This window comes from Pontiella desulfatans (genome assembly GCF_900890425.1).
Lineage (GTDB): Bacteria > Verrucomicrobiota > Kiritimatiellia > Kiritimatiellales > Pontiellaceae > Pontiella > Pontiella desulfatans.
The window spans coordinates 485,472-507,108 of sequence record NZ_CAAHFG010000001.1; the positions used below are offsets into that span (position 1 = coordinate 485,472).

The 21,637-nt window shown below is 46.9% G+C and carries 20 protein-coding genes; 16 read left to right on the top strand and 4 right to left on the bottom strand.

The features are described from left to right. Positions 1 to 257: 257 nt before the first annotated feature. From E9954_RS01745 to E9954_RS01770, 6 genes are all read left to right on the top strand, one after another. Positions 258 to 3,947 (top strand): hypothetical protein, encoded by a 3,690-nt coding sequence (locus tag E9954_RS01745; protein WP_168441891.1) that lies wholly within the window; start codon positions 258 to 260, stop codon positions 3,945 to 3,947. Between the two features lie 18 nt (positions 3,948 to 3,965). Continuing rightward, complete coding sequence (locus E9954_RS01750) at positions 3,966 to 4,880, top strand: hypothetical protein (protein WP_136077526.1); 915 nt, start codon at positions 3,966 to 3,968, stop codon at positions 4,878 to 4,880. Positions 4,881 to 5,262: 382 nt separating this feature from the next. Then, positions 5,263 to 5,895 carry a hypothetical protein gene (locus tag E9954_RS01755; protein WP_136077527.1) on the top strand — a complete coding sequence of 211 codons (633 nt, stop codon included), beginning with the start codon at positions 5,263 to 5,265 and terminating at the stop codon, positions 5,893 to 5,895. Positions 5,896 to 6,148: 253 nt separating this feature from the next. Beyond that, the gene (locus E9954_RS01760; protein ID WP_136077528.1) at positions 6,149 to 6,523 is read left to right on the top strand and encodes a DUF6896 domain-containing protein; all 375 of its coding nucleotides are present in this window, start codon (positions 6,149 to 6,151) and stop codon (positions 6,521 to 6,523) included. Positions 6,524 to 6,543: 20 nt separating this feature from the next. Beyond that, complete coding sequence (locus tag E9954_RS01765) at positions 6,544 to 7,110, top strand: plasmid pRiA4b ORF-3 family protein (RefSeq protein WP_136077529.1); 567 nt, start codon at positions 6,544 to 6,546, stop codon at positions 7,108 to 7,110. A gap of 11 nt (positions 7,111 to 7,121) precedes the next feature. Further along, positions 7,122 to 7,475, top strand: coding sequence for a Dabb family protein (locus E9954_RS01770; RefSeq protein ID WP_168441892.1), 354 nt, complete (start codon positions 7,122 to 7,124; stop codon positions 7,473 to 7,475). Between the two features lie 27 nt (positions 7,476 to 7,502). Here the strand turns inward: E9954_RS01770 and E9954_RS01775 are convergent, their stop codons facing one another. Next, on the bottom strand, positions 7,503 to 8,342 hold the full coding sequence (locus tag E9954_RS01775) for an aldo/keto reductase (RefSeq protein WP_136077531.1): 840 nt from the start codon (positions 8,340 to 8,342) through the stop codon (positions 7,503 to 7,505). 175 nt (positions 8,343 to 8,517) lie between these two features. On the opposite strand from E9954_RS01775, the gene E9954_RS01780 reads away from it, so the two are divergent. From E9954_RS01780 to E9954_RS01790, 3 genes are read left to right on the top strand one after another with little or no spacing between them, the layout of a single operon-like run. Then, a complete protein-coding gene (locus E9954_RS01780) occupies positions 8,518 to 9,549 on the top strand; it encodes an aldo/keto reductase (protein ID WP_136077532.1) in 1,032 nt (343 codons plus the stop codon). A 10-nt stretch (positions 9,550 to 9,559) separates the two neighbouring features. Beyond that, positions 9,560 to 10,423 (top strand): SMP-30/gluconolactonase/LRE family protein, encoded by an 864-nt coding sequence (locus tag E9954_RS01785; RefSeq protein WP_136077533.1) that lies wholly within the window; start codon positions 9,560 to 9,562, stop codon positions 10,421 to 10,423. Positions 10,424 to 10,440: 17 nt separating this feature from the next. Then, entirely contained in the window at positions 10,441 to 11,307 is an 867-nt protein-coding gene (locus E9954_RS01790) for a peroxiredoxin (RefSeq protein ID WP_136077534.1), read from the top strand. Between the two features lie 10 nt (positions 11,308 to 11,317). On the opposite strand, the gene E9954_RS01795 is transcribed toward E9954_RS01790, so the two are convergent. Next, positions 11,318 to 11,722, bottom strand: a complete 405-nt coding sequence (locus E9954_RS01795) for a VOC family protein (RefSeq protein WP_136077535.1) — start codon at positions 11,720 to 11,722, stop codon at positions 11,318 to 11,320. Positions 11,723 to 11,799: 77 nt separating this feature from the next. After that, on the bottom strand, positions 11,800 to 12,837 hold the full coding sequence (locus E9954_RS01800; RefSeq protein WP_136077536.1) for an aldo/keto reductase: 1,038 nt from the start codon (positions 12,835 to 12,837) through the stop codon (positions 11,800 to 11,802). Positions 12,838 to 13,147: 310 nt separating this feature from the next. Here E9954_RS01800 and E9954_RS01805 point away from each other — a divergent pair, with 310 nt between their 5' ends. The 3 genes from E9954_RS01805 to E9954_RS01815 all read left to right on the top strand — a co-directional run bounded on the left by E9954_RS01805 (position 13,148) and on the right by E9954_RS01815 (position 16,203). Continuing rightward, positions 13,148 to 13,549, top strand: coding sequence for a hypothetical protein (locus tag E9954_RS01805; RefSeq protein WP_168441893.1), 402 nt, complete (start codon positions 13,148 to 13,150; stop codon positions 13,547 to 13,549). A gap of 510 nt (positions 13,550 to 14,059) precedes the next feature. Then, entirely contained in the window at positions 14,060 to 15,658 is a 1,599-nt protein-coding gene (locus E9954_RS01810; RefSeq protein WP_136077538.1) for a tetratricopeptide repeat protein, read from the top strand. 80 nt (positions 15,659 to 15,738) lie between these two features. Further along, the gene (locus E9954_RS01815) at positions 15,739 to 16,203 is read left to right on the top strand and encodes a hypothetical protein (RefSeq protein ID WP_136077539.1); all 465 of its coding nucleotides are present in this window, start codon (positions 15,739 to 15,741) and stop codon (positions 16,201 to 16,203) included. Between the two features lie 817 nt (positions 16,204 to 17,020). Here E9954_RS01815 and E9954_RS01820 read toward each other — a convergent pair. Further along, positions 17,021 to 17,431: a hypothetical protein gene (locus tag E9954_RS01820; protein ID WP_136077540.1), complete on the bottom strand. Its 411-nt coding sequence runs from the start codon at positions 17,429 to 17,431 to the stop codon at positions 17,021 to 17,023. A gap of 392 nt (positions 17,432 to 17,823) precedes the next feature. On the opposite strand from E9954_RS01820, the gene E9954_RS01825 reads away from it, so the two are divergent. The 4 genes from E9954_RS01825 (at position 17,824) to E9954_RS01840 (ending at position 21,631) form a co-directional block, all read left to right on the top strand. Further along, positions 17,824 to 19,020, top strand: a complete 1,197-nt coding sequence (locus E9954_RS01825) for an NHL repeat-containing protein (RefSeq protein ID WP_136077541.1) — start codon at positions 17,824 to 17,826, stop codon at positions 19,018 to 19,020. A gap of 23 nt (positions 19,021 to 19,043) precedes the next feature. Continuing rightward, the gene (locus tag E9954_RS01830; protein ID WP_136077542.1) at positions 19,044 to 19,601 is read left to right on the top strand and encodes a PEP-CTERM sorting domain-containing protein; all 558 of its coding nucleotides are present in this window, start codon (positions 19,044 to 19,046) and stop codon (positions 19,599 to 19,601) included. A 74-nt stretch (positions 19,602 to 19,675) separates the two neighbouring features. Next, entirely contained in the window at positions 19,676 to 20,158 is a 483-nt protein-coding gene (locus E9954_RS01835) for a hypothetical protein (RefSeq protein WP_136077543.1), read from the top strand. A 114-nt stretch (positions 20,159 to 20,272) separates the two neighbouring features. Beyond that, a complete protein-coding gene (locus tag E9954_RS01840) occupies positions 20,273 to 21,631 on the top strand; it encodes a DUF4268 domain-containing protein (RefSeq protein WP_136077544.1) in 1,359 nt (452 codons plus the stop codon). Positions 21,632 to 21,637: the final 6 nt, after the last annotated feature.

The window sequence follows — 21,637 nt, forward strand, 5'->3', positions numbered from 1 at the left end:
CCATGTTTACCGGTGTTTTAGGGTCATTTGGGCCGGTTTGCCCCATGTCCCCGGTGAAAGGGTGGTTAAATTAGATTTCTTTCTGCGTTTTAGCTCTGGAGGTTGAGCTACAGAAGGAAATCCGATATTTTTTCCATAATCATATCATGGAGTATATCCAGACTGGGGGAATTGTGGACGGATGGCATGTTACTACGAACGATATCAGGCATTGGACTGAGACTAATAAGCGACGGGCTGAAGAGATTCTTCCTCTGTTGGTCGATAAGTTAATTCGGGCATCATGTAAGCCCAAAAACGTATCATTTCCTTCTGGGGATGATATTGCGATTGGTGGTTGGGATGGAATTTTAGAGGTTGAAGAAGGTAATGAATTTGTTCCTTCTGGGCATTCTGGTTGGGAGTTCGGGACAAACGCATCTGTAAAAGGGAAAGCTGATGGTGATTATGCTAAGCGGCTGGCGGAGCCAGCCCCCCTTGATCCAAAGCGGTCTACGTTTGTATTCGTAACATCCCGGTTGTGGACTCGGTGTGATAAATGGGTATCTAGCAAGAAGTCGGCAAAAGAGTGGGGTAATGTCATTGGGCTTAACGCTGAGAAGCTAAGCTCGTGGTTGTTGCAGTGCCCGGCTGTTCATCGTTGGTTTGCCGAGTTGATTGGAAAGCGAACATCGGATACCAGAGATGTGGGTCAGGCCTGGGAGGCACATTCTTCCAGGACGGAGACAAAGCTAACGCCTGAGTTCTTTCTATATGGAAGAGATTCTCAGGTGAATTGCCTGTCAGGAAAGATGCGACAACAGAATAATGTGATTCGGGTTGCTTCCGAGTCTGCTGACGAGGCTTATGGATTTGTTCTTTCCACAATACTTCAGGATGAAAATGCGTCTGCTCGGAGTCTAATCGTTAGAAATCAAGATGGCTGGGATGCGATGGCACCATCACCGAACCCGTTGATTTTAATCCCATACGGCTTTATTCCCAATGAGATTGGGGCGGCAACGAATTCCGGGCATACCGTGGTGATTGTGGCGACCACTAAAAGTCATCCCCCGGCTGAGATTATTCTAGGTCGGCTACAGAGGATGGAAAAGACTAAGGCGTTCGCAGCTTTGGGATTCGATGAAGCGACCTCTCATGAACTATATCGGAAGACAAAGGGGTATTTTGAGCCATTGCTTAGGCATCCTCTTATGAAGCCAATAGATTATGTTGGGCCGGAGTGGCCGCAACAGATATCTGCAGATGCCTTGTTTGCAATCCTGTTTGCATCGGAATGGAACAAAGATAATGAAAATGACCGTAATGCATTAGAGTCATTGTCGGGAATGACCTATGGAGACTTTGAAAAAATTGTCTTGGAGGTTTCAAAGGCTGACGACCCTCCCGTTCGCCTGATAGGTAGCATATGGCAAGTGATCTCTAAGATGGATTTTTTTCTGCGGATCGCACATCTAGCATCACAGACGATACTGGGTAGGTTTGTGGAGGTTATGAATCAAATTCTTTCAGATGAAGACCCTGGTTATGATCTGCCGGAGGAAGAACGGCATTTAGCATCATTTAGTAATGAGACACCTCAGTATTCAAACAATCTTAAGGAAGCTGTTGCAGACACTGCGGCACTTCTTGCCGCTCATATCGATGACCATGAAGATGTGTTGGGAGCGACTAATCCATCTTCCATAATCCACTATGCTGTAAGGTCATTGTTTGAGAGTAATCAAACAACAAAGCATTGGTACTCACTGGGTAGTTGTACTCAGCTACTGGCAGAGGCGGCCCCTGAAGAGTATTTAACGGCGGTAGAGAATGCATCAACAGGAGAACCTCCGGCCCTCTTGGGGTTGTTTGAAGCAGAAGGGGCAGGCGTTTTTGGTGGTTGCTATCATTCCAATTTGCTTTGGGGACTGGAAGGGATCTCATGGAATAAGCAGTATTTGTCTAGAGTCGCACAATGCTTAGCTAAGCTCTCGCAGATTGATCCAGGGGGAAGCTACTCTAACAGACCATTTAGCTCCCTTTGCGACATGTTTCTCGGATGGATAAATAACACGAATGCTACTCATGATGAGCGACTTGAGATTGTTGACAAAGTTTTAATTCCGCAGTTCCCTGACGTTGCATGGAAGTTGATGGTTGAGTTACTTGTTGATAAGCATAGCACTACATCAGGGATTCACGAACCTGAGTATCGTGATTGGGCGCAGGCGATTGAACAATCAACCACAGTTCCTGCTTATTACGGCTATGTATATGCAATGGTTGATCTGCTGATACGGGAGTTCAACAATCATATTAATCGAGACATCGTGACTCTAATATCGGAGTTTGATTCCTATAAGCCTGATCAAAGGGATGCGATTGTTGACAAATTCATGGCTGTTGATGTCGAATCTCTCGACCCCGAACTCCGTCATGAAATACGAAATAAGTTTAGAGAAACCATATCCCGTCACAGGGAGTTCTCTGATGTTAAATGGGCTTGGCCCGAAGCTCTGCTCGTTCGATTAGAGGCCGTCCATGATCATTTTAAATTTCAAGATTTAGTGGAGGATAATGTTTATCTTTTTGATAAAAGGCACGCTCCACTAATTGATGCAGTTAGCAAAAAGGACGTTTCTTACGATGAGCGAGATGCTTTGGTCAGAGGTAAGCGACGAGAAGTAATTGAAGCTATTTATATGGAATACGACATGCCTGGCATAACTCAGTTAGCAGACACCTGTGCTGATCCTTATTTAGTTGGCGAAGCGTTATATGATTCTAGTATGGGCCAGGATGTATCTGAAATGATGTTTGAATGGGTGGAGGGGGATGGGGTCACGAGTCAGGTGGCCAAATCATTTATCTCTTCGTGGGCATGTAGGTCTACAGGAGAGCTTTTGGAATTATTTGATTCCCGATCTGAGTGGGATTCGGTCATGAAGGCCACAATACTTCTTAACTTCCTTCTAACTGAAGACACGCTAGAGCGGATAGAGCAGCTTGATGAGGCTGGCCAGAGAGAGTATTGGAGTAAAGCGTTGCGCTACTATGTTCGGGGGGATAAGGCTCCATCAATTAATATTGTAGCTCGCCGATTGCTCGAAAATGATAGGCCGTTGGCAGCAATCGATACAATTGCAATGGCTAAACATGCTCGCAACCCTGAGCAAGGGATAGATTGTGAATTAGCTTCCGAAATTCTTTTGTCTATAATAAGGAATCCTGCTGACATTGAAGACGTTCCTTTCGCTTCCGTTCAATACCATATCCAAGAAGTAATTCAGGTGCTGCAAGGCGTCGGCTCAATCGATGATCAAATGATGATCGAAATTGAATGGAATTATCTTCGGATGTTCCGGTTTGATCGCTTCACACCAATATATCTATTCAAGAAAGTTGCTGCTGACCCAGCGTTTTTTGCACAATTGGTGAGCTGGATTTATAAAAAGGAAGAGCTAGCTGAGGCCGAACAGGAGCAGAGGAAGCTGCTGGCAGAAAAATCATTCACACTGCTTGATAAAATTAATCTATGGGAAGCGGGGGATGAGCAGGTGGTAAGTAGAGAGGGGCTTTCAAGATGGGTGGAGCAAGTTCGTTTAACGCTTCTTGAAGAGAATTTAACAGGAATAGGCGATGATCGTATTGGGCATTGTTTGTCACACTGTCCTGAAGGAGCGGATGGTATATGGCCTCACGAAAATGTCCGACACGTAATCGAAGCAATTAAAAGCAAAGAACTTGATGTTGCGGTTCAGGTCGGTAGAAGCAACTCACGGGGAGCGACTAGCAGAGCAATGTTTGAGGGTGGTGATCAGGAACGGAACCTAGCTGACAAATATCAGGAGGAGGCCGAGAAGCTGCAACTGGTCTTTCCTCGAACCGCTACGATTCTTAGGTCGCTGGCATCGAGTTATGACTGGGATGCAAAGCGGCATGACCAGAATGTGGAACTTTACTAGTTGTTGGAGTGGCTTTGAATGAATGAGCTTATTGAATTGAACGAAGAGGCTTTCGAAAAGGTGCTAAGGGATAATGTAACCCTATTGGGTCGAGCCTGTAGTGGTAAATATATTCATAATGCAGAGATAGGCCGGCGTTTCGCTTTAAATGCGAATAATGAGGGGTGCAGTCTGGAGGTTTCTGAAGCTGGCAAGGGAGAAAAGGTTGTCGATAGCTGTGAGTATATCTCATGTGAGCTATCTTTCTTTGAAAGAAATCGGCTTACCATGGAGGCCAATTTTAGGGAGAGATGTTTGAAGAAGGTTCCTGAGGATAAATTTGATAAATACATAACAATAATGTCGGGCGTTTGGGTGAAGGGAGCATCTGCAACTAGATCACGTGAGGTTAAATCTTTATATGACTCGGTTGTTGAGTTTCTGAAGACTCGTGAGGACAATCCGTGTGAGTATATTCGCAAGCCATATAGAACCACTGGCGAGCCACTATTTACCGTGGGTGAGCTGACCCATTTACTCATCACGAACTCTGAACTAATAAATTTATATTTCTCTAACTTCGCTGAGCATTGTCGTGAACAGGGGTATGATATATCAACAAGTGAGTTCTGGTTGCATAGGGGTGTTCATCTAAAAGATCCATTTGAAAATGGGAGTCAGTACGTAGAAAATCGCTTCCTGACTTCTTATACTATCTCTGTTTCTATCATGGAGAAATTCGCACAGATTATTCCTGATAAGAAAGTCGCCCTAATTAGTGGCCAGTTATACGATCTAAAAGATCAAGTATTCGCCTTTGCGCCATTTATCCCCGGTATGCCTATAACGCAGATGGAGGTTGTTCTGATGCCATCAACGAAAGTTATAACTATGGATTTAGTCCACGAGGACGGTAAACTGTATGATTATGAACTCAGCGTCCCTCGACGATAGAATCTTACTATGATGATGACATGTCAACCAACCCCTACAGATTCAACAGGGAGCCGATGTGTCGAGAGTACCTGAAAGCTATGACCTTCCAGTTTGAAGCACCGTTCCAAAAACCAGACCTACCAAGTATCAACCAATCATCATTCTTAACCACCCCAAAACGCTGCGAGAATGGCCTGTGCTGACTCCCGGTTAATTCAGCAATATGACGACCAGGGCCGCAAGCCTGAGGGCTCAGATTGGCTTATTCCGGGGTGTTGATTTTTGAGTTTCCGGGGCTCTATTCCCTGGATGCCTCCGGCATGAGTCACAGCAGTCTGCAAATCAAATGTACTTGGGTCGGTTGATCCAGTAATATGCTTCTTCAATTTCAAGGAGCACTATGGACAATCCCTACAAATTCAACTGGGAACCGATCTATCGGGAATACCTGCCGGAGCTGGCCAGTCAGTTTGTTCTGGATTACGAATCAGTTCGTGACTTTGGAGCGAGTAGGCCGACGAAGCAGTTCTCCTGTGTGGCTCCGAAGTACAAGGTGGATTCAGAACGCTATGACAATGAATTCTGGGAAGAGATGGTAATTCGATATTGCAATGGCGGTAGAGAGTTCGGTGATGAGCTGTCAGAGATGGGCAAACGTATGGGGTACAGGACGCCTTGGCCGGGGGCATTAGAGGGGCAGATCTACCAAGAGCCTGTTCTGGAGTACCATGTGATGGATGGAGTTCCCTATGTGAAGCACCTACTGGATATGGCTAGTGATGAAGATCGCCGACACTGGATCTCTCTAAACGAAAAAGACAGTGCTATTTCTATCTCCCCAGCACAGATATTTGCACACCGCCTGATTTTTGAGGAGTATGAAGCCATCATCGATAATCGCTGTGATACTGCAAATGCTCTGTATCAACTTATGGACTACTCTAGGCGATGCTCATTAGAGGAGCATCTGCCGGATAGGCTAGTGATGCTCTTCTCTAGCTACTTTCCGGATTGCTTGTCTAAGAAACCATGATTTAGGGCTCTAAACTTGTTCTTCATCTCAAGGACGTTGACAAAGTCCTCGGCGGTTGACGCATTCGCCCACAGGTAACCCACCGCCACCGACTCCGGGCACTCTCAGATGATCAACGACCTCTGTCGGATGCTGGTGCGGCTGTGGGTGATCCTTGCAGCCCTTACCTCTAAGCCCGTAATTGATTCTTATTGGAATTTAATAGTCAGAGCGATAATCTTCAACAATCGCATGTGTGTACGAGGATTACGTGATGACTGACAAGGAACTGGTTCAAAATCTGATTAACCTTTGGTATGCGGAACGGGCATGGGCCGAGGAAGTGCTCAAGCGTTCATACAAGGTGGATGAACCTTTTGAGGTGCTCAACCTTGACCTGGATGATGTGCAGGAAATCCCCGGAACCAACTGGCACTGTCGGCCTCATGGCGTGGGGGTTGATATCTTCAGGACAGACGGTACCGACGGCATAGACTTTGATTTCGACAGACCGGAACCTGATTCCTGGAGACTGATGATCTTTCTTCGGAGACAGTATGAAGCGGGAAATTTAAATAAGAACCAGTATCGTGAACTCTATGAAAGCGATGATCATCTTGAGCTTCAGGTTAAGGGGCTGGGATTGTAAAAAAGATTGGAGCGTAAACCATGGCAGCAACTAATTCGGTAGAGCTGAAGATCGAACTTGAGTTTATCGAGCCCTTAATCTGGCGACGTGTGGCGGTGCCTGATAGCTGCTCACTCGGAGACCTCCATTCAGTGATTCAGACCGCTATGGGATGGAGAGATTGCCACCTGCATTGCTTTGACATCGACGGCACCAAATACACCTTCCCGAATCAACTGCCTGAGATGGACATGGAAGATGAAGGTACGGTTCATCTGTCTGATTTGATCAAGTCGGGAATAAAACGCTTCCTGTATGAGTATGACTTTGGCGATGACTGGCGACACTGGATCACCATCGAAAAGGTTTCTCCCGTGGACTCAAACTCTACTCTTCCCGATTGCCTTGATGGTGCACGTGCCTGTCCGCCTGAAGACTGCGGCAGTATTCCGGGATACGAGGATCTGGTTATGGCCTTCAATGATGAAAGCCCCGATGAGGATCAGGACGCCCTGCTTGAATGGCTGGAGTCTATGGAGCCGGGCTGGAATCCCGATGTATTTGATCGGGGGAGGGTCAACAAAGAGTTGCAGGAAAGCTGGAGGTAAAGGTGATGAAAATGAATAAACACATCGTATTGATAACCGTTCTGTTTGCATGCGTTTCGCTTACGTGTGCAGAAACTGTAACCCGCCTTTTGTATTTTAGCCTGAAGCACGATTCAGGCTCCCATGAAGAAAAAGTGTTCTTCGAGAAAATAGTCATTTTGAAGGAAATCCCGGTTGTTAAGGGGTTTGAACTGTTGAAAGTTCGTTCGGGTAAAATGGACTATGAGTATTGTTTGCGGTTGGTGTTCGATGATCAGGCTGGAGCCGATATATATTCGAATCATCCGATTCACAACCAGTACGTGAAAGATGAATGGAAACCAAATGTGGAGAAGGGAATGCTAGTTGACCTTCTCGAATTCTAAAGAGCCTCTAAACGGATCAGATCGATCCTAGAATATGGGAACCTGTGACGCAGCGTAAGCTTTCAGCGTTTCTATTTCTGATTCACTGAGTTTATGCAGCTTTGGATACAGCTCCATCATCATTTTCAGCAGTACCTCTTCGCCGGGGGATACCGCCAGTGATACTCCCTGCGATAGGGTCCAGCACATGGCCAGTTCAGCTATTTCGGGATCGTCGATTGGCTCGTACCAGCATTTCTTATATTTGATGGGTGTCTGGCCATCCGGACGTTTGTTGCTCGACAGTGTCTTTAGGGCAATAATACCGCAGTTCCGTTTCTTAGCTTCCTCCAGAACCTTGGATTCAAACTGCTTTTGGTAGTGCAGAACAAAGCTGACCGGCAGCATCACCGTATCAAAATCATATTCATTCAATGCAGCCAGGGCGGCCGCTTCCGAGTGAGCTGAAAACCCCACATGTTTGATAATGCCGGCCTTTTTTGCATCAAGGATTGTTTCCATAGCACCGCCCTTTGCAAAGACCGCCTTCACATCCTCTTCTACGTCGGTAATTGCATGGAGCTGGAACACGTCGAAATAATCCGTCTTCAGGTATTCCAGTGACTGGTCGAGTGTCTCACGGGCTCCTTTGGCGTCTCTTAGGTGCGTCTTGCAGGCCAGGTGAATATCTTTACGGAATGGCTCAAGTGCGGGGCCTAGTTTTTCCTCGGCATTGCCGTAAGAGGGGGCAACATCAAAATAGTTGATGCCGAATTCAACGGCGTCTGCAACTATCCTTGAAGCTTGCTCTGGTTCGTAATCCATTACTACGATTCCTCCAAAGCCGATGGGGGAGACATTGAGGCCGGTTTTTCCAAGTACGTTCATAGGTGTCCTTAAAGCTGAGAGTTGGTTGTCGTATACGGTGCGACGCACAGGTTTGCAAGCGGAAGGTTTGATCTGACCGTTCAAATAAACATGTATGTCCAATTTTTATTTTACGGAAACATGTTTATCCCTATTTCCCTTTAACCTTTTCCTTGAACGGATTATCGTTTCCTTCATGAAACGAAGAGACGTACTTCAGAATCTGGTTGTTGCAGGGACCGTTCTCGCCCCGCCAGTGGCTTTTTCAGGCGGTTCCACCTCGGATCGATTAGGTCCTGTTCTTCCTCAAAGAACCCTGGGTAAGTGTAAAGAAAAAGTAACCAGCCTGGGTTTAGGCGGCTTTCATGTCGGTTGGCCGGAAGATGAAGCTCAGGTGCAGGCTGTCATCGAAAAGGCTTTGGAAGTTGGAATCCGTTTCTTCGATAATGCTGAAAGTTATGGAAAAGGACGTAGCGAAGAGCGATATGGAAAGTATCTTATCCCGAAGTATCGTGATGATATTTTTCTAATGACAAAAACCCAGGCAAAAGATGCCGCTACTGCCCGCCTGCATCTGGAGGGATCGCTTAAGCGGATGAAAACCGATGTCATTGATCTGTGGCAGATTCACTCGCTGAAGACTCCTGAAGATGCCGACGACCGGTTGACCAAAGGCGTGCTGGACGAGGCACTCAAGGCGCAACAGGAAGGTAAGGTGAAGCATATTGGATTTACCGGCCATGCATCGCCCTATGCCCATATCCGGATGGCCGAGCACAAAGAAGTGCTTGCCGCCTGTTCTGCCTGCCAGTTCCCGATCAACCCGGTTGATGCTGCGGCAAAGCACAGCTTTATCCAGACCACGTTGCCGAAGATGGCCGAACACAATGTCGGAGTGCTGGCCATGAAGACGCTGGCCGATGGCAGATTCTTTGCTCACAAGGAGATGAACGGAAAAGTAAGGTGGACTTCGAAAGACCCGGTCATCCCTAATACCTTATCTATAGACGAATGCATCATGTTCGCCCTGTCGCTTCCAATCAGCGTGCTGATTACCGGAGCCGAAAAACCGGAATTTGTGGAAGAGAAGGCAGAGATCGTAAGAAGATTTTCAGAGTTGTCATCCGATCAGAGGAAGGTACTTGTTGATAAAGTCGGGGGCTTTGCCGAGCAGGGTAAGGTGGAATACTATAAAAACAAAGACCTGCGCTTACCTAAGGGATCATAGGAGAACCATCATGTTGAAAATCACCCTAGGAATAACCATGCTGCTGTCGTCAACCTTGGTTGAGGCGGCTCCTTCATACACCTTAAGTAGGCAATGGGCTTCTGAGCCCGTACTGGAAGTTCCGGAATGTGTTCTGTTCCGTCCAGCCGATAATCTCTTCTATGTATCCAACGTATCGGGAAAGCCGGCAGAGAAAAACGGTGCCGGGTTTGTTTCAAAGATGGATTTGGAGGGAAGGGTTGTTGAACTGAAATGGGCTTCGGGGTTGAACGCCCCAAAGGGCATGATTATTCATGGAGACAGTCTTTACGTTTCTGATATCGATGAGCTGGTCCAGGTTGACCTCAACAGCGGTGAGATCTTAAAGCGATATCCCGCTACAGGGGCCGTATTCCTAAATGACGTGGCGGCTGATGCAGCAGGCAATATTTATGTGGGCGATTCCTCGGCAGAGAATGGCAGGATCTACCGGCTGAGTGCCGGTAAACTTGAGACCTGGTTGAAGTCTTCCAAAATGGAACGCCCGAACGGGCTTCATATGCATGAGGGCCGGTTGCTGGCCGGTGATGCCAGAAACGGGCACCTCATCGCAATCGATCCAAAAACAAAAGCGATATCACCAATCGCTGTCACGGACTCCGGTATTGACGGTCTTAAACCGGATGGTTATGGGAATTTCTTTACTTCCAACTGGAAAGGCCGGACGACATTGATTACGGCTGAAGGGAAGACTGTAATACTGATGGATACAACTGAATCCAATATCAACTCAGCCGACTTTGAATACCTCGCTGACAAAAAGATGCTCGTGATTCCCACATTTTTTGACAACCGGGTTGTCGCATTTACCGTTGTGAACTCGCAGTCCAACTAATATTCAAAGGAGACACTATGCGTTTAGTTAAATTGGGATTCCTAACCCTCACCCTGTTTCTCGCTCTCCATTCCTTTGCGAATCAGGTAGAAATCGTTGATGCCAAAGCAACCAAAGGCAGTGAAGGCTGGACTGTTGCCGTTACCTTGAACCATGCAGATGTCGACCGGCAGCACTTTGCCGACATGTGGAGGGTCGTATCTGAAGATGGGCAGATTATAGGAACACGTGAACTCGGACATCCACACAAAGACCAACCGTTTACCAGGGACTTGAAGAATGTAACGATCCCGGATTCCATGTCCTCCGTGTATATTGAGGCTCATGACAATGTCCATGGTTGGACCAAGGAGAAGTTCAAGGTTGATCTGAAGAAAGGACTTCAGGTCGGGGATTCTGTGCCGGATTTTAAAGCGGTCGATCAGGACGGTGGCTCATGGATGCTGAAAGATCATGTAGGGGGAAAGTATCTCATTATCTATTTCTATCCGGCCGCAATGACAGGCGGTTGTACCAAGCAGGCATGCAGCTATAGGGACTTTGTCAGCAAAGGCTCGAATGAGGGTGTTGAGATCGTCGGTATCAGCGGAGACTCACCTCAAAGTCTTAAATATTTTCAACAAGCAGAAGGACTTAATTTTACCCTGCTGTCTGACCCCGATGGAAAGATTGCGGAAGCCTTTGGTGTGCCTGTTCGCACCGGGGAAAAGAGTCTCAAGCGGACCGTCAGCGGTGATGAGGTTGAGCTTAGTAGAACAGCAACCGCTTCCCGGTGGACTTTCGTCGTTGATCCCCAGGGGAAGGTCGTCTATCGAGATGACAAGGTTAAGGCTGTTCAGGATTTGAGCAACGTTATGGCATTCCTGGAAAAGGCGAAGAAATAGCTCCTGCCTATTACCAGTCAACAATACATTGTCCTCCGGTTAGCTGAAGGCTCTTGGCCGTGTACTCGTGGAATTCAATCCTGACTCCATTAGGATCAGTGGTCCATGCCTGCCATGAGTGATCAGCTCCCAGAGACTTATCGCCCGCCTCGTACCCATGATTACGAAGAAGGGCGATCGTTTCATCGATATTATCAACCTGCATGGCGATATGGTTGATGTTTCCCACGTCCCCTGGGTTGCCTTTAAAGACCTCAATGAAACTGTTCTCCCCAAGATGAATGTAATAGCCAAAGAGTTCGCCGTCTTTAATGAACTCGAATCCCCGCTCAAGGTTAAGTCCATTCAAATAGAAGCGGGCAGTGGCATCAAGATCATTGGAATGAATGCAGATGTGAGCAAGTTGAATAATCATAGGTATATCCTTTCGGGATCAAGGTAGAAGCCGCTGAATGTGCAAAAATATACTCCACAAGTGAAAGATGCAGATGCTCACACGTTGTTACCCGACCATCCTTTGGGCCACTTGCTTAGTCCCTTGTAGAACATCAGATGCTCGTGATGGGGCTTTACCTTGTCCTCTATCGCCACCATCTCCTCTTCGCTAAGCGGTTTGAACTCCTGTGCAATTCTGATGTTCTCTTCCAGCTCAGCTATGTTGTCCAGTCCCACAATGATCGTGCTGACCGGAAGGGTTAGTGTGTAGCTCATGGCCTCTTTCATTGTGATAATGCCGCCATTTGAAAAGATGCGGTCACGGGCCGGAATCTTCATGCCGATAATGCCCATGTTCTTTTCTACTGCCGTGGGGATCAGTTTTTCGATGAAGGGATTGTAGTGTTTGTCAGCGGCATTGAGAGCCATCAGCGCACAGTCGAATGGAAACCGCTCGATGATGGTGCGCATAGGATCTGGATCGGCATGTCCCGTAATGCCGAGATGGGTTACGATCTTTTCATCACGGGCTTTCTGTAAGGCCTTCAGCACACCATCGTCGGCAAATATCTGATCAATGTTTTCTTTTCCTCCTCCTTTGATGTTATGGATCTGCCACAGGTCGATGTGGTCGGTCTGGAGATTCTTCAATGACTTCTCCAGCAACCGCATGGAGCCATCGTAGGTTCGGTCGTGAGTTTTCGTGGCCAAATAGACCTCGTTACGCCGGGTTTTCATAACTTCACCCACATGACGTTCGCTGGTTCCCTGCATCTCAGGAGTTTTCTTTGCTGTCCCGTTCTGTCCATACACGGCGGAGGTGTCGATATAGTTAATTCCAAGGTTAATGCAGCGGTTTACTATCTCGACGGCCTGGTCCTTCATTCCAACCTGTTCTACCGTGGCTTGGGCACCGAGGCTGTAGATACCCACCATTCGTCCTGTATTTCCGAGCGGTCGCTGGGGGATCAGTGGTGGTTTGCGTATTGCTCCTGCATGTGATTGTTCCGGAGCAAGAGATGCCGCACCAAGAAGGGCGGTGTGAGCAGTTAGTTCCTTGAGGAACTGTTGGCGGGTCTTACCGTTGTATCTCATGATTGCCTCTCCCTTCTAGTAGTTAGGTCGCTCTCAATAAGGGAAGTTTAGGGAGGAGCTGGTGCGAAGTCAATCGGCACCATCTGTCATAGTTGGCAATCGTCCGTGGCCAACAAACTCCTTCTGAGGTGACTCATTACTTGTCCCGGTCTACGAGGTGGCTGAGGACCTCCCGACAGCTGCAGATTACCTTCCATGTCCTATTTTGTTCTTGGGCTACGTTTATTTATTAGTAAAAAATGATGCCTTCTATGTAAGGTTGGCGAGCAGGGAACGTAAGGGGTTTTTAATGTCTGACAGGGGGGATGGGTTGAAGCGATATAAGGTTATGGCATATGTGCTCTCTACGGGGCTATGGGATACCTCCGGACAGGTCAGGGCCGAGGATGTGTTGGGCATCAAGGATGAAGAGTTTGAGAGGGATCTCCGGCAATGGCAAACCCTCTATGACGGCCAGTTTAAGCGACGTCCCTACGAATTTGACTGGGAACTATTCAATGAACTTGGACGATCCTTGACGGAGCGCATCCGGGAAAAACTGCCGCCCCAGACCGAAGTCTATTACGAACCATCGGATGATCGGGAATTCTTTTCCCCTGATGAGTGCTCCGATTCATCAGGTTCCGGTGTTGAGGGTGTGAATGAGGTGACTCTTAGGGAGAGAATGCGGTCATTGGTTCATCTAGGCACCTTGATGGGAAGTAAGGCATGAAAGCGATGACGTCCATTCTGATGCTAACCCTTTTATTCTTCAGGGCAGTACGAAGCTATAGGAGTACTATTTAAGCAGCGAGGATAGCATCTTCGGCTCCCTCTCTCATTCCCCTCTTGGGGGAGGGAGTGGCTTAATTCAGTGCCCTTTCCTGTGTCCTGTGGATGTTCTGTGGTCAAAAAACTACCCCAGAGGCGACTCATTACTCATGCCGCTTGCCTGGAGCGATTCTGGGCCATCCTCGCAGCTCTCAAAGCATCCCCGTATAGGCAGCTCCAACTGCCCTTGTTGGTATTAAATCCCCACAAGCCGTTACAAAGAATATCTCAGCTTATAATTTGCCCCGCTTTGATATTCCGTACTAGACTGCAAGTGATTCGATGCATGTGGCATCAAACAGTCAGGGGCAGGGGATTAATCGCTTTGGGGAAGGGCGACCAAGGGCGGTGGCTTGGGTCTAGGCATTGATTGCCCTCAGCCACACTCATAATATTCTGCATAGGAAAAAAGATGAAATTACCAATTATTATTTTGGCGTCAGCTCTATTGCTAGGAGGTTGCTCCCGCAAACAGAGCGAAACCGTAACCACTATACCGGAAGAGCGTATTGAATCCGGCTGGATGTCTTGTCCTGAAATGGATGTTTATTTGAAAGAGTTCAGCAATGATCATAAAGATGCTCCCTACTGGATGGATGCAGTCGAAGGACGCTGGGAAAATGATGAACTGCAGTTTCGCCTGAGACAAAGTAAAGTCCCCGCAAGTTGGGGGTATATGACGTACTGGTGGTTTAATCAGGATGAGAGCTCATTTCAGAGACATCTACAGGATATGAAAAAGCAAGGCATCACACTCGTCTACCGTCAGGAATTTAAACTGCCCAATGGCGAAACACGGTTCCAGGGCGTTTGGCAGCAGATCTATGGGACCGACGGAAACCAACGTAAGCCTTTTAAGAGTCCAAAAACCGAACTCGATAAAATGCTCCACGAACTGGATTATGGCTGGGAGGCTGCCGATGTATATCACAAAAAATATGCCGGCCGGTTAGACCGCTCTGCACTTGCACTCTGCCTCTTGGGTGAGCGGTATGGGCATGAGGGTCATCATCAAAAATCCCTCAAACTGCTCCGGAAGGCAGTACGGACAGATTCCAGTCGAACGACGCAGAATGCCTTAGCGAAACAATATTTAAGAATGGGCGATACCGAGGCTTGGCTGGATCAAATGTTGGCCATTCTGGACCAGGCGGAGAACGACCTAGACGCTCTTTTAACCCACCAGGAAATTGCGGATCATTTTGTCTCGGTCGGAGCTTGGGATAGAGCAGGGCCCCACATTGGCCCTTCTAAAGAGAGCAACAGCTGGCTGCCGCTGATGAAGGCGGCCTGGTATTATGGACTTACTGGACAATCCACCGAAGGTGTGAGCTGCCTTGAGAAATTGGCCGCAGGACCTGGAAACGATGATATCTACAACTATCTTCTCTGTTTCAATTTTGAACCAACCAACCCTATTCAAAAAAAGCTGAATCAGACCTATCAACGGCAGTCCAAAGGGAATCCTGTTTCTCTATCAAGAGCCGCCTGCATTTCATTAGTAGATCAGGACAGCGAAAATGCCGTAGTGCTGCTAACAAAGGCACTGAAGTCATCTAATGATCCCTGGTATGGTGTCTTCGGAGCAATCATTTGTGATCAGCAAGATTGGTATAAGCAACGGGATGAACTTCTACAGGAAGCGGTTGTTCGTTTCCCAAATTTAGAGAGGCCATCCAATAATCGTCAGGGGCTACGGCAGTTTCTTGACCTATATATTAAAGCAAATACGGAAGGTCTTTCCCCTGAACTGAAAGCACAATTTCAGGAATTTTCTAACTCTTATCGTTACGAAGGCTTCAATGTGGATGCACACGCCTTCGCCGGCGAAGTTTTACGGCTTAAAGGAGAAACCGAACTCGCAACGGAGGTTTTCGGTGAAGCCATCAGACCATATTTCCAACAACGTATATGTGAATTCCTGATTTATCAGGGACTACATTCCATGGGGGAAGACCCTAAATTAATTCTCGTCCTGAATAGTGCTAAGAAAACAGGGTCAGAACAATGAGCCTACCGTGAAAACGCCCGTTGATTCGGTCAACGTTTGTGCGCACGGCAGGTCATCCTTAACGTTCGGATGAAGAAAATATGAAAAAGATTTTCCCAATATTAACACTCGTAGTAGGGATTGGAATTGGATGGAGCATTTCATCTTATCAGTCCCGCCAGGCAATGGATAAAATACAAAAAGCATGGTCTCCAGAATTTCAACAATTTGTCAAAGACAGCTATGCACTTGGCTCAACGATGACAGAAGAAGAATTAAGGGAACAATTAGAGTCTGTTGTTGAGGTGGGAAAGAAGATGTCCACAGATGGAAATTCAAGAACATTGTGGCAGGCTCAACAATCTCTCCTGATTAAAAAATATTTGGAAAATGGAAATACTAATAGCGTCAATTCTTCAATCCAATCTCGGCTTGATCATTTTGTGCAGCGATATGACCAAGGAGATTTTAAAGATGATATAAATGAGGAATTTGCAACCAAACTTGTAGAAGCCATAAAAAATGCCAACCAGTCATCTGAGGTTGTCCGTCAAGGTAACAACTGATTCCAAACCAGCTCACCTCGAACGTTCCTCCCGATGAAAAAGAGACCACCAACACGACAAACCGGAAAAGGAATGCTCTATATTGCCATGGTGGCAATTGCATTGGGTGGTATTAACTATGCACTCAACCGTTTTGTTGATGGGTCTCTGTGCATCATTGCCGGCACAGTTATTCTTCTAATATGGGTAATGAAACGCAGAAGGTGATCTGGAAGGAAATTGCAACCTGAGTTCCCGCAACTCAACCAATTGCTAGAAATAATAAATGAGCAGGGGATTAGCCTCATAACTCATCAACTAGACCGCCCTCGTCACTCACGGGGGCTTTTTTGTGTTCGGATGGAAATGCATTGTTCTAATCGCAGCAGAATGCTGTCTTCTCCGGCATTAGAGCATGTGAGGTGGGTGATGACGTAGCCCGGAATTCCTAACAGCGAGAGGGGCCATTCTGTGCGATTTAGAGGTATATCAGGAATGGGTGTTAAATCCAGTAAATCCCCGGCAACAAAGGGGATGCTGCAATCGGGGTTGCTCTAATAGAGATTTAACCATCCATTCCAAACATCATTTTGGTACACGTTCCAAAATAGAGCAACCAAGGTCGGCATATCAGGAGTGAGATTGAGATTTTATCCTAGATGTCCCGCAAGGAATCCATCCCCCGACCCAGCATCATATAGAGATAAATTTGAGCCGAAGAATGAGGCTGGATTTATATAGAATATATAAATATACATACTTAGGGGCCTAACCCTGTAGAGGGGCCGTTGACTATTAAGGAGTTACACCGGGCTTTGCGTGTAAAAAATAGCTCATTTCATCCATTCGGAATACTGTGAAACGCAGCTAGAAACTCTTTAGGACTGAACTTGGAAAAACTGAAATGATCCGGATGGCCTAAAGTTCGTTTCTTTTCCTTGAAGGCCGGAGCCACTAATCCCCAGTCCGAGTTGTGTGCAAAGTACACGACAGCATCGATAGAGTTATCATCCTTCCACATCCTATCGACGGTGTGTTCCTTGCTTTTCGACTCTACCGTTTTGACCTGAATCCGATAATAGCGGTCGCCATCCGAAATCAACACATCGGTCTGATGGCCATGATCTAGTTCGGGGCTGAATACCTGCCAGCCATCCTGCATAAGCCAGCCTTTGACGATATTCTCGTAGGCTGTGTTCTTCATAGCCTGGTGGGTGGTTTCGATGGTCTTTGTTTGTCTGGTGGGCATGGTTCTCTCCTGAGTTTACTGTTGTTGAGTAATCCCTCGGAAAGTGATCGCTTATCGCTAGCGGATATAATGTCCGCTAACCTGACCCTCGTGCTTACTGCAGCCGGATGGGAGGTCGCACCCTGACTAGGATGTGCCCTTTGATGTGCATATGGGTAATGGATATGCTCTAATGATGCAAGAGGAATTGTCAGAGCTGCACAGTTGGCTCAGGACCAATGAATGGAACTTTTGCGGCTCATTGATTGCCCCGGAAGCAAAGGCGGCTGTGGAGGGTTCAAGGGCGCAAATTCCCGGTTATCAGCTCATAAAACCCGTATGATTTAGGGCGTGTTTTCTTGGTCTTGTTTGGAATATCGGATATTCATGAGACAAAATCATTCGGGGGATTTATGAAGTTGAAGGTTTTGGGGATAGTGCTGTTGTGTGTGGGGTGCGTATTGAGCGTCCATGCATACGACTTCCAAATGTATGGAATTGATTCGGATGCCGATGAACTTGTTCTTATCAATATGACTAATGGGACAACGACTACAGTTGCTCCACTGGGCGTGGACCTAGGTGTGACGGTAGCATTTGACTACAACCCGGTTGACGGGTTGCTTTACTTTGTTGAGAACAAAACTGATTCACTATATAGCGTTTCACCAACGGGTGGTGTGGCAAGCCTGGTATGGAGCAATGCTTTGCCTGGAACGGAATCCACATTCATTGCTTCACTGGGATTCAGTATCACAGGTGATGCTTACGTGTACGCAGAAGGTGCGGCTTTTGAGCAGGGCAATTTGTACTCTTTCGATCTCTCAACAGGTAACTCTACCTTGCTTGGAGGTGCAAATAGCTATCCGAGTGTTCTTGGTGGAGATTTATCGTCCGATGGGACTATGTGGTTGTCGGATGAGTGGGATGGGAAGGTATACCGTGTCAGCATAAACGACGGGGCTGAAGTATGGTCGCCAAGCAGTGCAATATGGCACACAGGCAATGGCCCCGGTGATCTACATGACATGGATGAGGCTTATGGGGGCAGTCTCTGGGTTTCTGCTACCGACCGCACGTCCGGGTCTGTAAATCTAATTGTTGAGCTGAGTCCCCTGTCAGGGCTGGAGATTTCAAGGGTTGTTGTGGATAGGTTCGGAATTCATTCCATCGCCTCAGTCCCTTATCCAGATTCGGATGGCGATGGTCTGTTGGATAAGGATGAGGTCGGCATATACGGAACAGACCCCAACAATCGTGATATGGATGGCGACGGTCTATCGGATGGGCAAGAAATCCTGATATACAATACCGATCCCAAACTGGCCGACTCCGATGCCGATGGGTTTGGCGACCTCTTTGAGATAAGCACCGGTTTTAGTCCGACCTCAACCAACAGCACTCCCGACCTCCTTTCGGAAATCCAGGCCGCTATTGAATTCCAGTTCAATGCAGCTACTGGAGTCAGCTACAGGATTGAAGCAACTGATGATCTGGCCAATGCATGGGAGGTTATCGAGACTGACATCATCGGGCCGGGTGGCGAAGTGAAGAGGCTTTATTCTATCGAAGGGCAGGATAAGCGGTACTTTAGGGCTAGGCGAAACTGAGCTTGTATGCGGAAAGGAGCGAGATGAGAAAGATTATTACAATTGCTACATTACTCGCATGTAATATCGTAAACGCATCCCTTATGACGGATGCGGTCAGGCTAAGCGGAGTAGGCGGTAGCTATGATCTGTGGCTAGAGCCACAAAGTTACGGGGATAGCGTTATATTTCTGAGTGTCGCTGATCTTGCCATGACAATGACGCATGAAGGGGGCGCATTACCTCATCAGGCGGACTGGTATGTTGTAAATGTTGATGATGAATTCACTCCCGAAAACATATCCCTCGACATGTTCAGCCCCTACGAGATGGGTTCTTCAATTCCTCTGGCACCAAGTTTCTATCTTGGCGTAACAGCCAGTACGCTGGATTTAGGTTATGGGGCGAGGAACTCTTTTGGATGGGCTAAATTCGGTTATGAGTTGGGAGGAGAATTGACATTGCAGGAAAGTGCGGTCGCCTATGAGAGTGGTGGCATTGAAATCGGGACTCATAATGTCATTCCTGAACCCTCGTCAGCTCTCCTCATGCTAGTTGCAGGTGCGGGAGGCTGGATGTTCCGTAGGAAGCTAAGACGGTAGACGAAAAACCGACCGGGGCTCAATCAACTGCAGGCATGAGGTCTGGAATCAAAATGAGAGAAAGGTGATAAATAATGAAAATGATAGGCATTGTTCTTTTGCTGTTCTTTACGATTTCAGCGAAAGCAACCGACCAAGGATATCTGAGTGGCACCAATACAGTCACATTAGCAGAAGGTGATAGTCTAGTCGTTCTAGGAAACCTTAAGTACGATAATATTTCTATCAAGGTTGTATTGCCCCCATATGACACCCCATTTCAAGAAACCTTCAGCATAACAATATATAATTCCACGGACATTGCTGGACGCACATTTCCAGGCCCCTGTAAAATCATGCCATCCAGCAATTATCATAATTTTGGATATAAAATTACAAGAGCCGGAGTCACAACGTGTCCCATGAATGTTATTACACTTCCGCCAGAAAATAATGGTGATGTACAATTACTTATCGAATCAAGTACCGACCTTGAAACATGGACTCCGGTATATTCCGGAAGTGCTGGTACAGCAGGATCTTCAGCCTTTTTTCGAACCAGATTGATAAGCCAATAAAAAATCCCTAACCACCATTAAGCCCCTCTGAGTAGGGGAGTAGTCTAATCTAGAAATGAATGAAACCGACCGAGGCTGTGTTAACTTCAGCCATAAGGTCTGAGTTAAAAAAATATGGAACCCACAAAACCAACCATTGAAGAAATTAACGAACTCGTGGGGTTTCTTCCCCGTTTACAGGAAAAGGATTTCAATCCAATTAAGCAATGGCTGGGAGGAAAACAGCCTGATGGGACTCACCAAATTGGATACCCAGATTACCACGAGATTACGGAAGAGTTTTTCCACATAGCATCCAAAGAATGCTGGATGTATCCATACGATCCTGAGCTTGCAGGGAACATGATTAATGATCATGCGAAAATCAAAGAAGCCAACATGGATCAAATTAAAGAGATGCTAACCTTTTGTGTAAGAGGAGAACATTTCTGTGATGGACACTGGGGGGCGATGATTGAAGATGGATCTATTGGTCGGTTACTAATACGACTTACGGAATTAAAAAATACGGAGACAGAACCTATGAATAATTTTGGTGCATTAAAAAAAGTCCCCTTACGCAATGTCTGGCCTCATGAAGCTATCGACTTTACACCGTGGTTGGCCGATAACATCGCTGAACTGGGAGATGTGCTAGGCATGGAACTTGAGCTTACTGAACGGGAAGCGTCAGTGGGTGACTTCTCCCTGGATTTATTAGCGAAAGATCTAAGTAGCTCAAAGCCGGTTATTATCGAAAACCAGTTCAATCAAACTGATCACGACCATCTAGGGAAGCTTCTCACGTACGCTGCCGGCTTTGATGCATCTACAGTTATCTGGGTTTCAGAAACAGTTCGGGATGAGCACAGGCAGGCCTTAGACTGGCTTAACCAGAGAACGGACTCTGAAACGCAGTTCTTTGCTGTTGTCCTGGAAGTTCTTCAGATAGATGAGTCTAAGCCTGCGTTCAACTTTAAGCCTGTTGTGATGCCGAATGAGTGGCAGAAGAGCACCAAACGAGGAGGGACTGCACCCTCTGCCAGAGCTGAACTCTATCGAGATTACTTCCAAAAGGTTATTGATGAACTTCGAGATGCCTACAGGCTTACATCATTGAAAAAAGCTCAACCCTACAACTGGATCGGCATCTCTACAGGAGTTTCCGGATTCATCTATTCAGTATCTTTCGCACAGGGAAAGAATGCTCGAACCGAGATTTATATGGATACAGGTGATCAGGATGAAACGAAACGGATCTTTGATGAGCTGAAAGTTCTTAGCGAAGAGATCGAAGCAAAGTATGGATGCCCTTTGAGCTGGGAACGCCTTGATAATAAACGGGCGTCCAGGATAGCGGTTTACCGCCCCGGTAGTATAAATGATTCGGAAGAAGTGCTGTCTGAAATCCGGCAATGGCATATTGAGCATGTCATGAAGCTAAGAGACGTTGTCGTACCGTACCTCAAAGAATCGCTGAAGAGTATATCCTGACGGCTG

Bases quoted from the DNA above. Each gene is read 5' to 3' on its own strand.
- E9954_RS01775 (WP_136077531.1), bottom strand. From the start codon at position 8,342: ATGAACGTACTTGGAAAAACCGGCCTCAATGTCTCCCCCATCGGCTTT.
- E9954_RS01835 (WP_136077543.1), top strand. From the start codon at position 19,676: ATGAAAATGATAGGCATTGTTCTTTTGCTGTTCTTTACGATTTCAGCG.
- E9954_RS01790 (WP_136077534.1), top strand. From the start codon at position 10,441: ATGCGTTTAGTTAAATTGGGATTCCTAACCCTCACCCTGTTTCTCGCT.
- E9954_RS01785 (WP_136077533.1), top strand. From the start codon at position 9,560: ATGTTGAAAATCACCCTAGGAATAACCATGCTGCTGTCGTCAACCTTG.
- E9954_RS01830 (WP_136077542.1), top strand. From the start codon at position 19,044: ATGAGAAAGATTATTACAATTGCTACATTACTCGCATGTAATATCGTA.
- E9954_RS01780 (WP_136077532.1), top strand. From the start codon at position 8,518: ATGAAACGAAGAGACGTACTTCAGAATCTGGTTGTTGCAGGGACCGTT.
- E9954_RS01755 (WP_136077527.1), top strand. From the start codon at position 5,263: ATGGACAATCCCTACAAATTCAACTGGGAACCGATCTATCGGGAATAC.
- E9954_RS01825 (WP_136077541.1), top strand. From the start codon at position 17,824: ATGAAGTTGAAGGTTTTGGGGATAGTGCTGTTGTGTGTGGGGTGCGTA.
- E9954_RS01840 (WP_136077544.1), top strand. From the start codon at position 20,273: ATGGAACCCACAAAACCAACCATTGAAGAAATTAACGAACTCGTGGGG.
- E9954_RS01750 (WP_136077526.1), top strand. From the start codon at position 3,966: ATGAATGAGCTTATTGAATTGAACGAAGAGGCTTTCGAAAAGGTGCTA.
- E9954_RS01765 (WP_136077529.1), top strand. From the start codon at position 6,544: ATGGCAGCAACTAATTCGGTAGAGCTGAAGATCGAACTTGAGTTTATC.
- E9954_RS01795 (WP_136077535.1), bottom strand. From the start codon at position 11,722: ATGATTATTCAACTTGCTCACATCTGCATTCATTCCAATGATCTTGAT.
- E9954_RS01800 (WP_136077536.1), bottom strand. From the start codon at position 12,837: ATGAGATACAACGGTAAGACCCGCCAACAGTTCCTCAAGGAACTAACT.
- E9954_RS01815 (WP_136077539.1), top strand. From the start codon at position 15,739: ATGAAAAAGATTTTCCCAATATTAACACTCGTAGTAGGGATTGGAATT.
- E9954_RS01770 (WP_168441892.1), top strand. From the start codon at position 7,122: ATGAATAAACACATCGTATTGATAACCGTTCTGTTTGCATGCGTTTCG.
- E9954_RS01820 (WP_136077540.1), bottom strand. From the start codon at position 17,431: ATGCCCACCAGACAAACAAAGACCATCGAAACCACCCACCAGGCTATG.
- E9954_RS01810 (WP_136077538.1), top strand. From the start codon at position 14,060: ATGAAATTACCAATTATTATTTTGGCGTCAGCTCTATTGCTAGGAGGT.
- E9954_RS01760 (WP_136077528.1), top strand. From the start codon at position 6,149: ATGACTGACAAGGAACTGGTTCAAAATCTGATTAACCTTTGGTATGCG.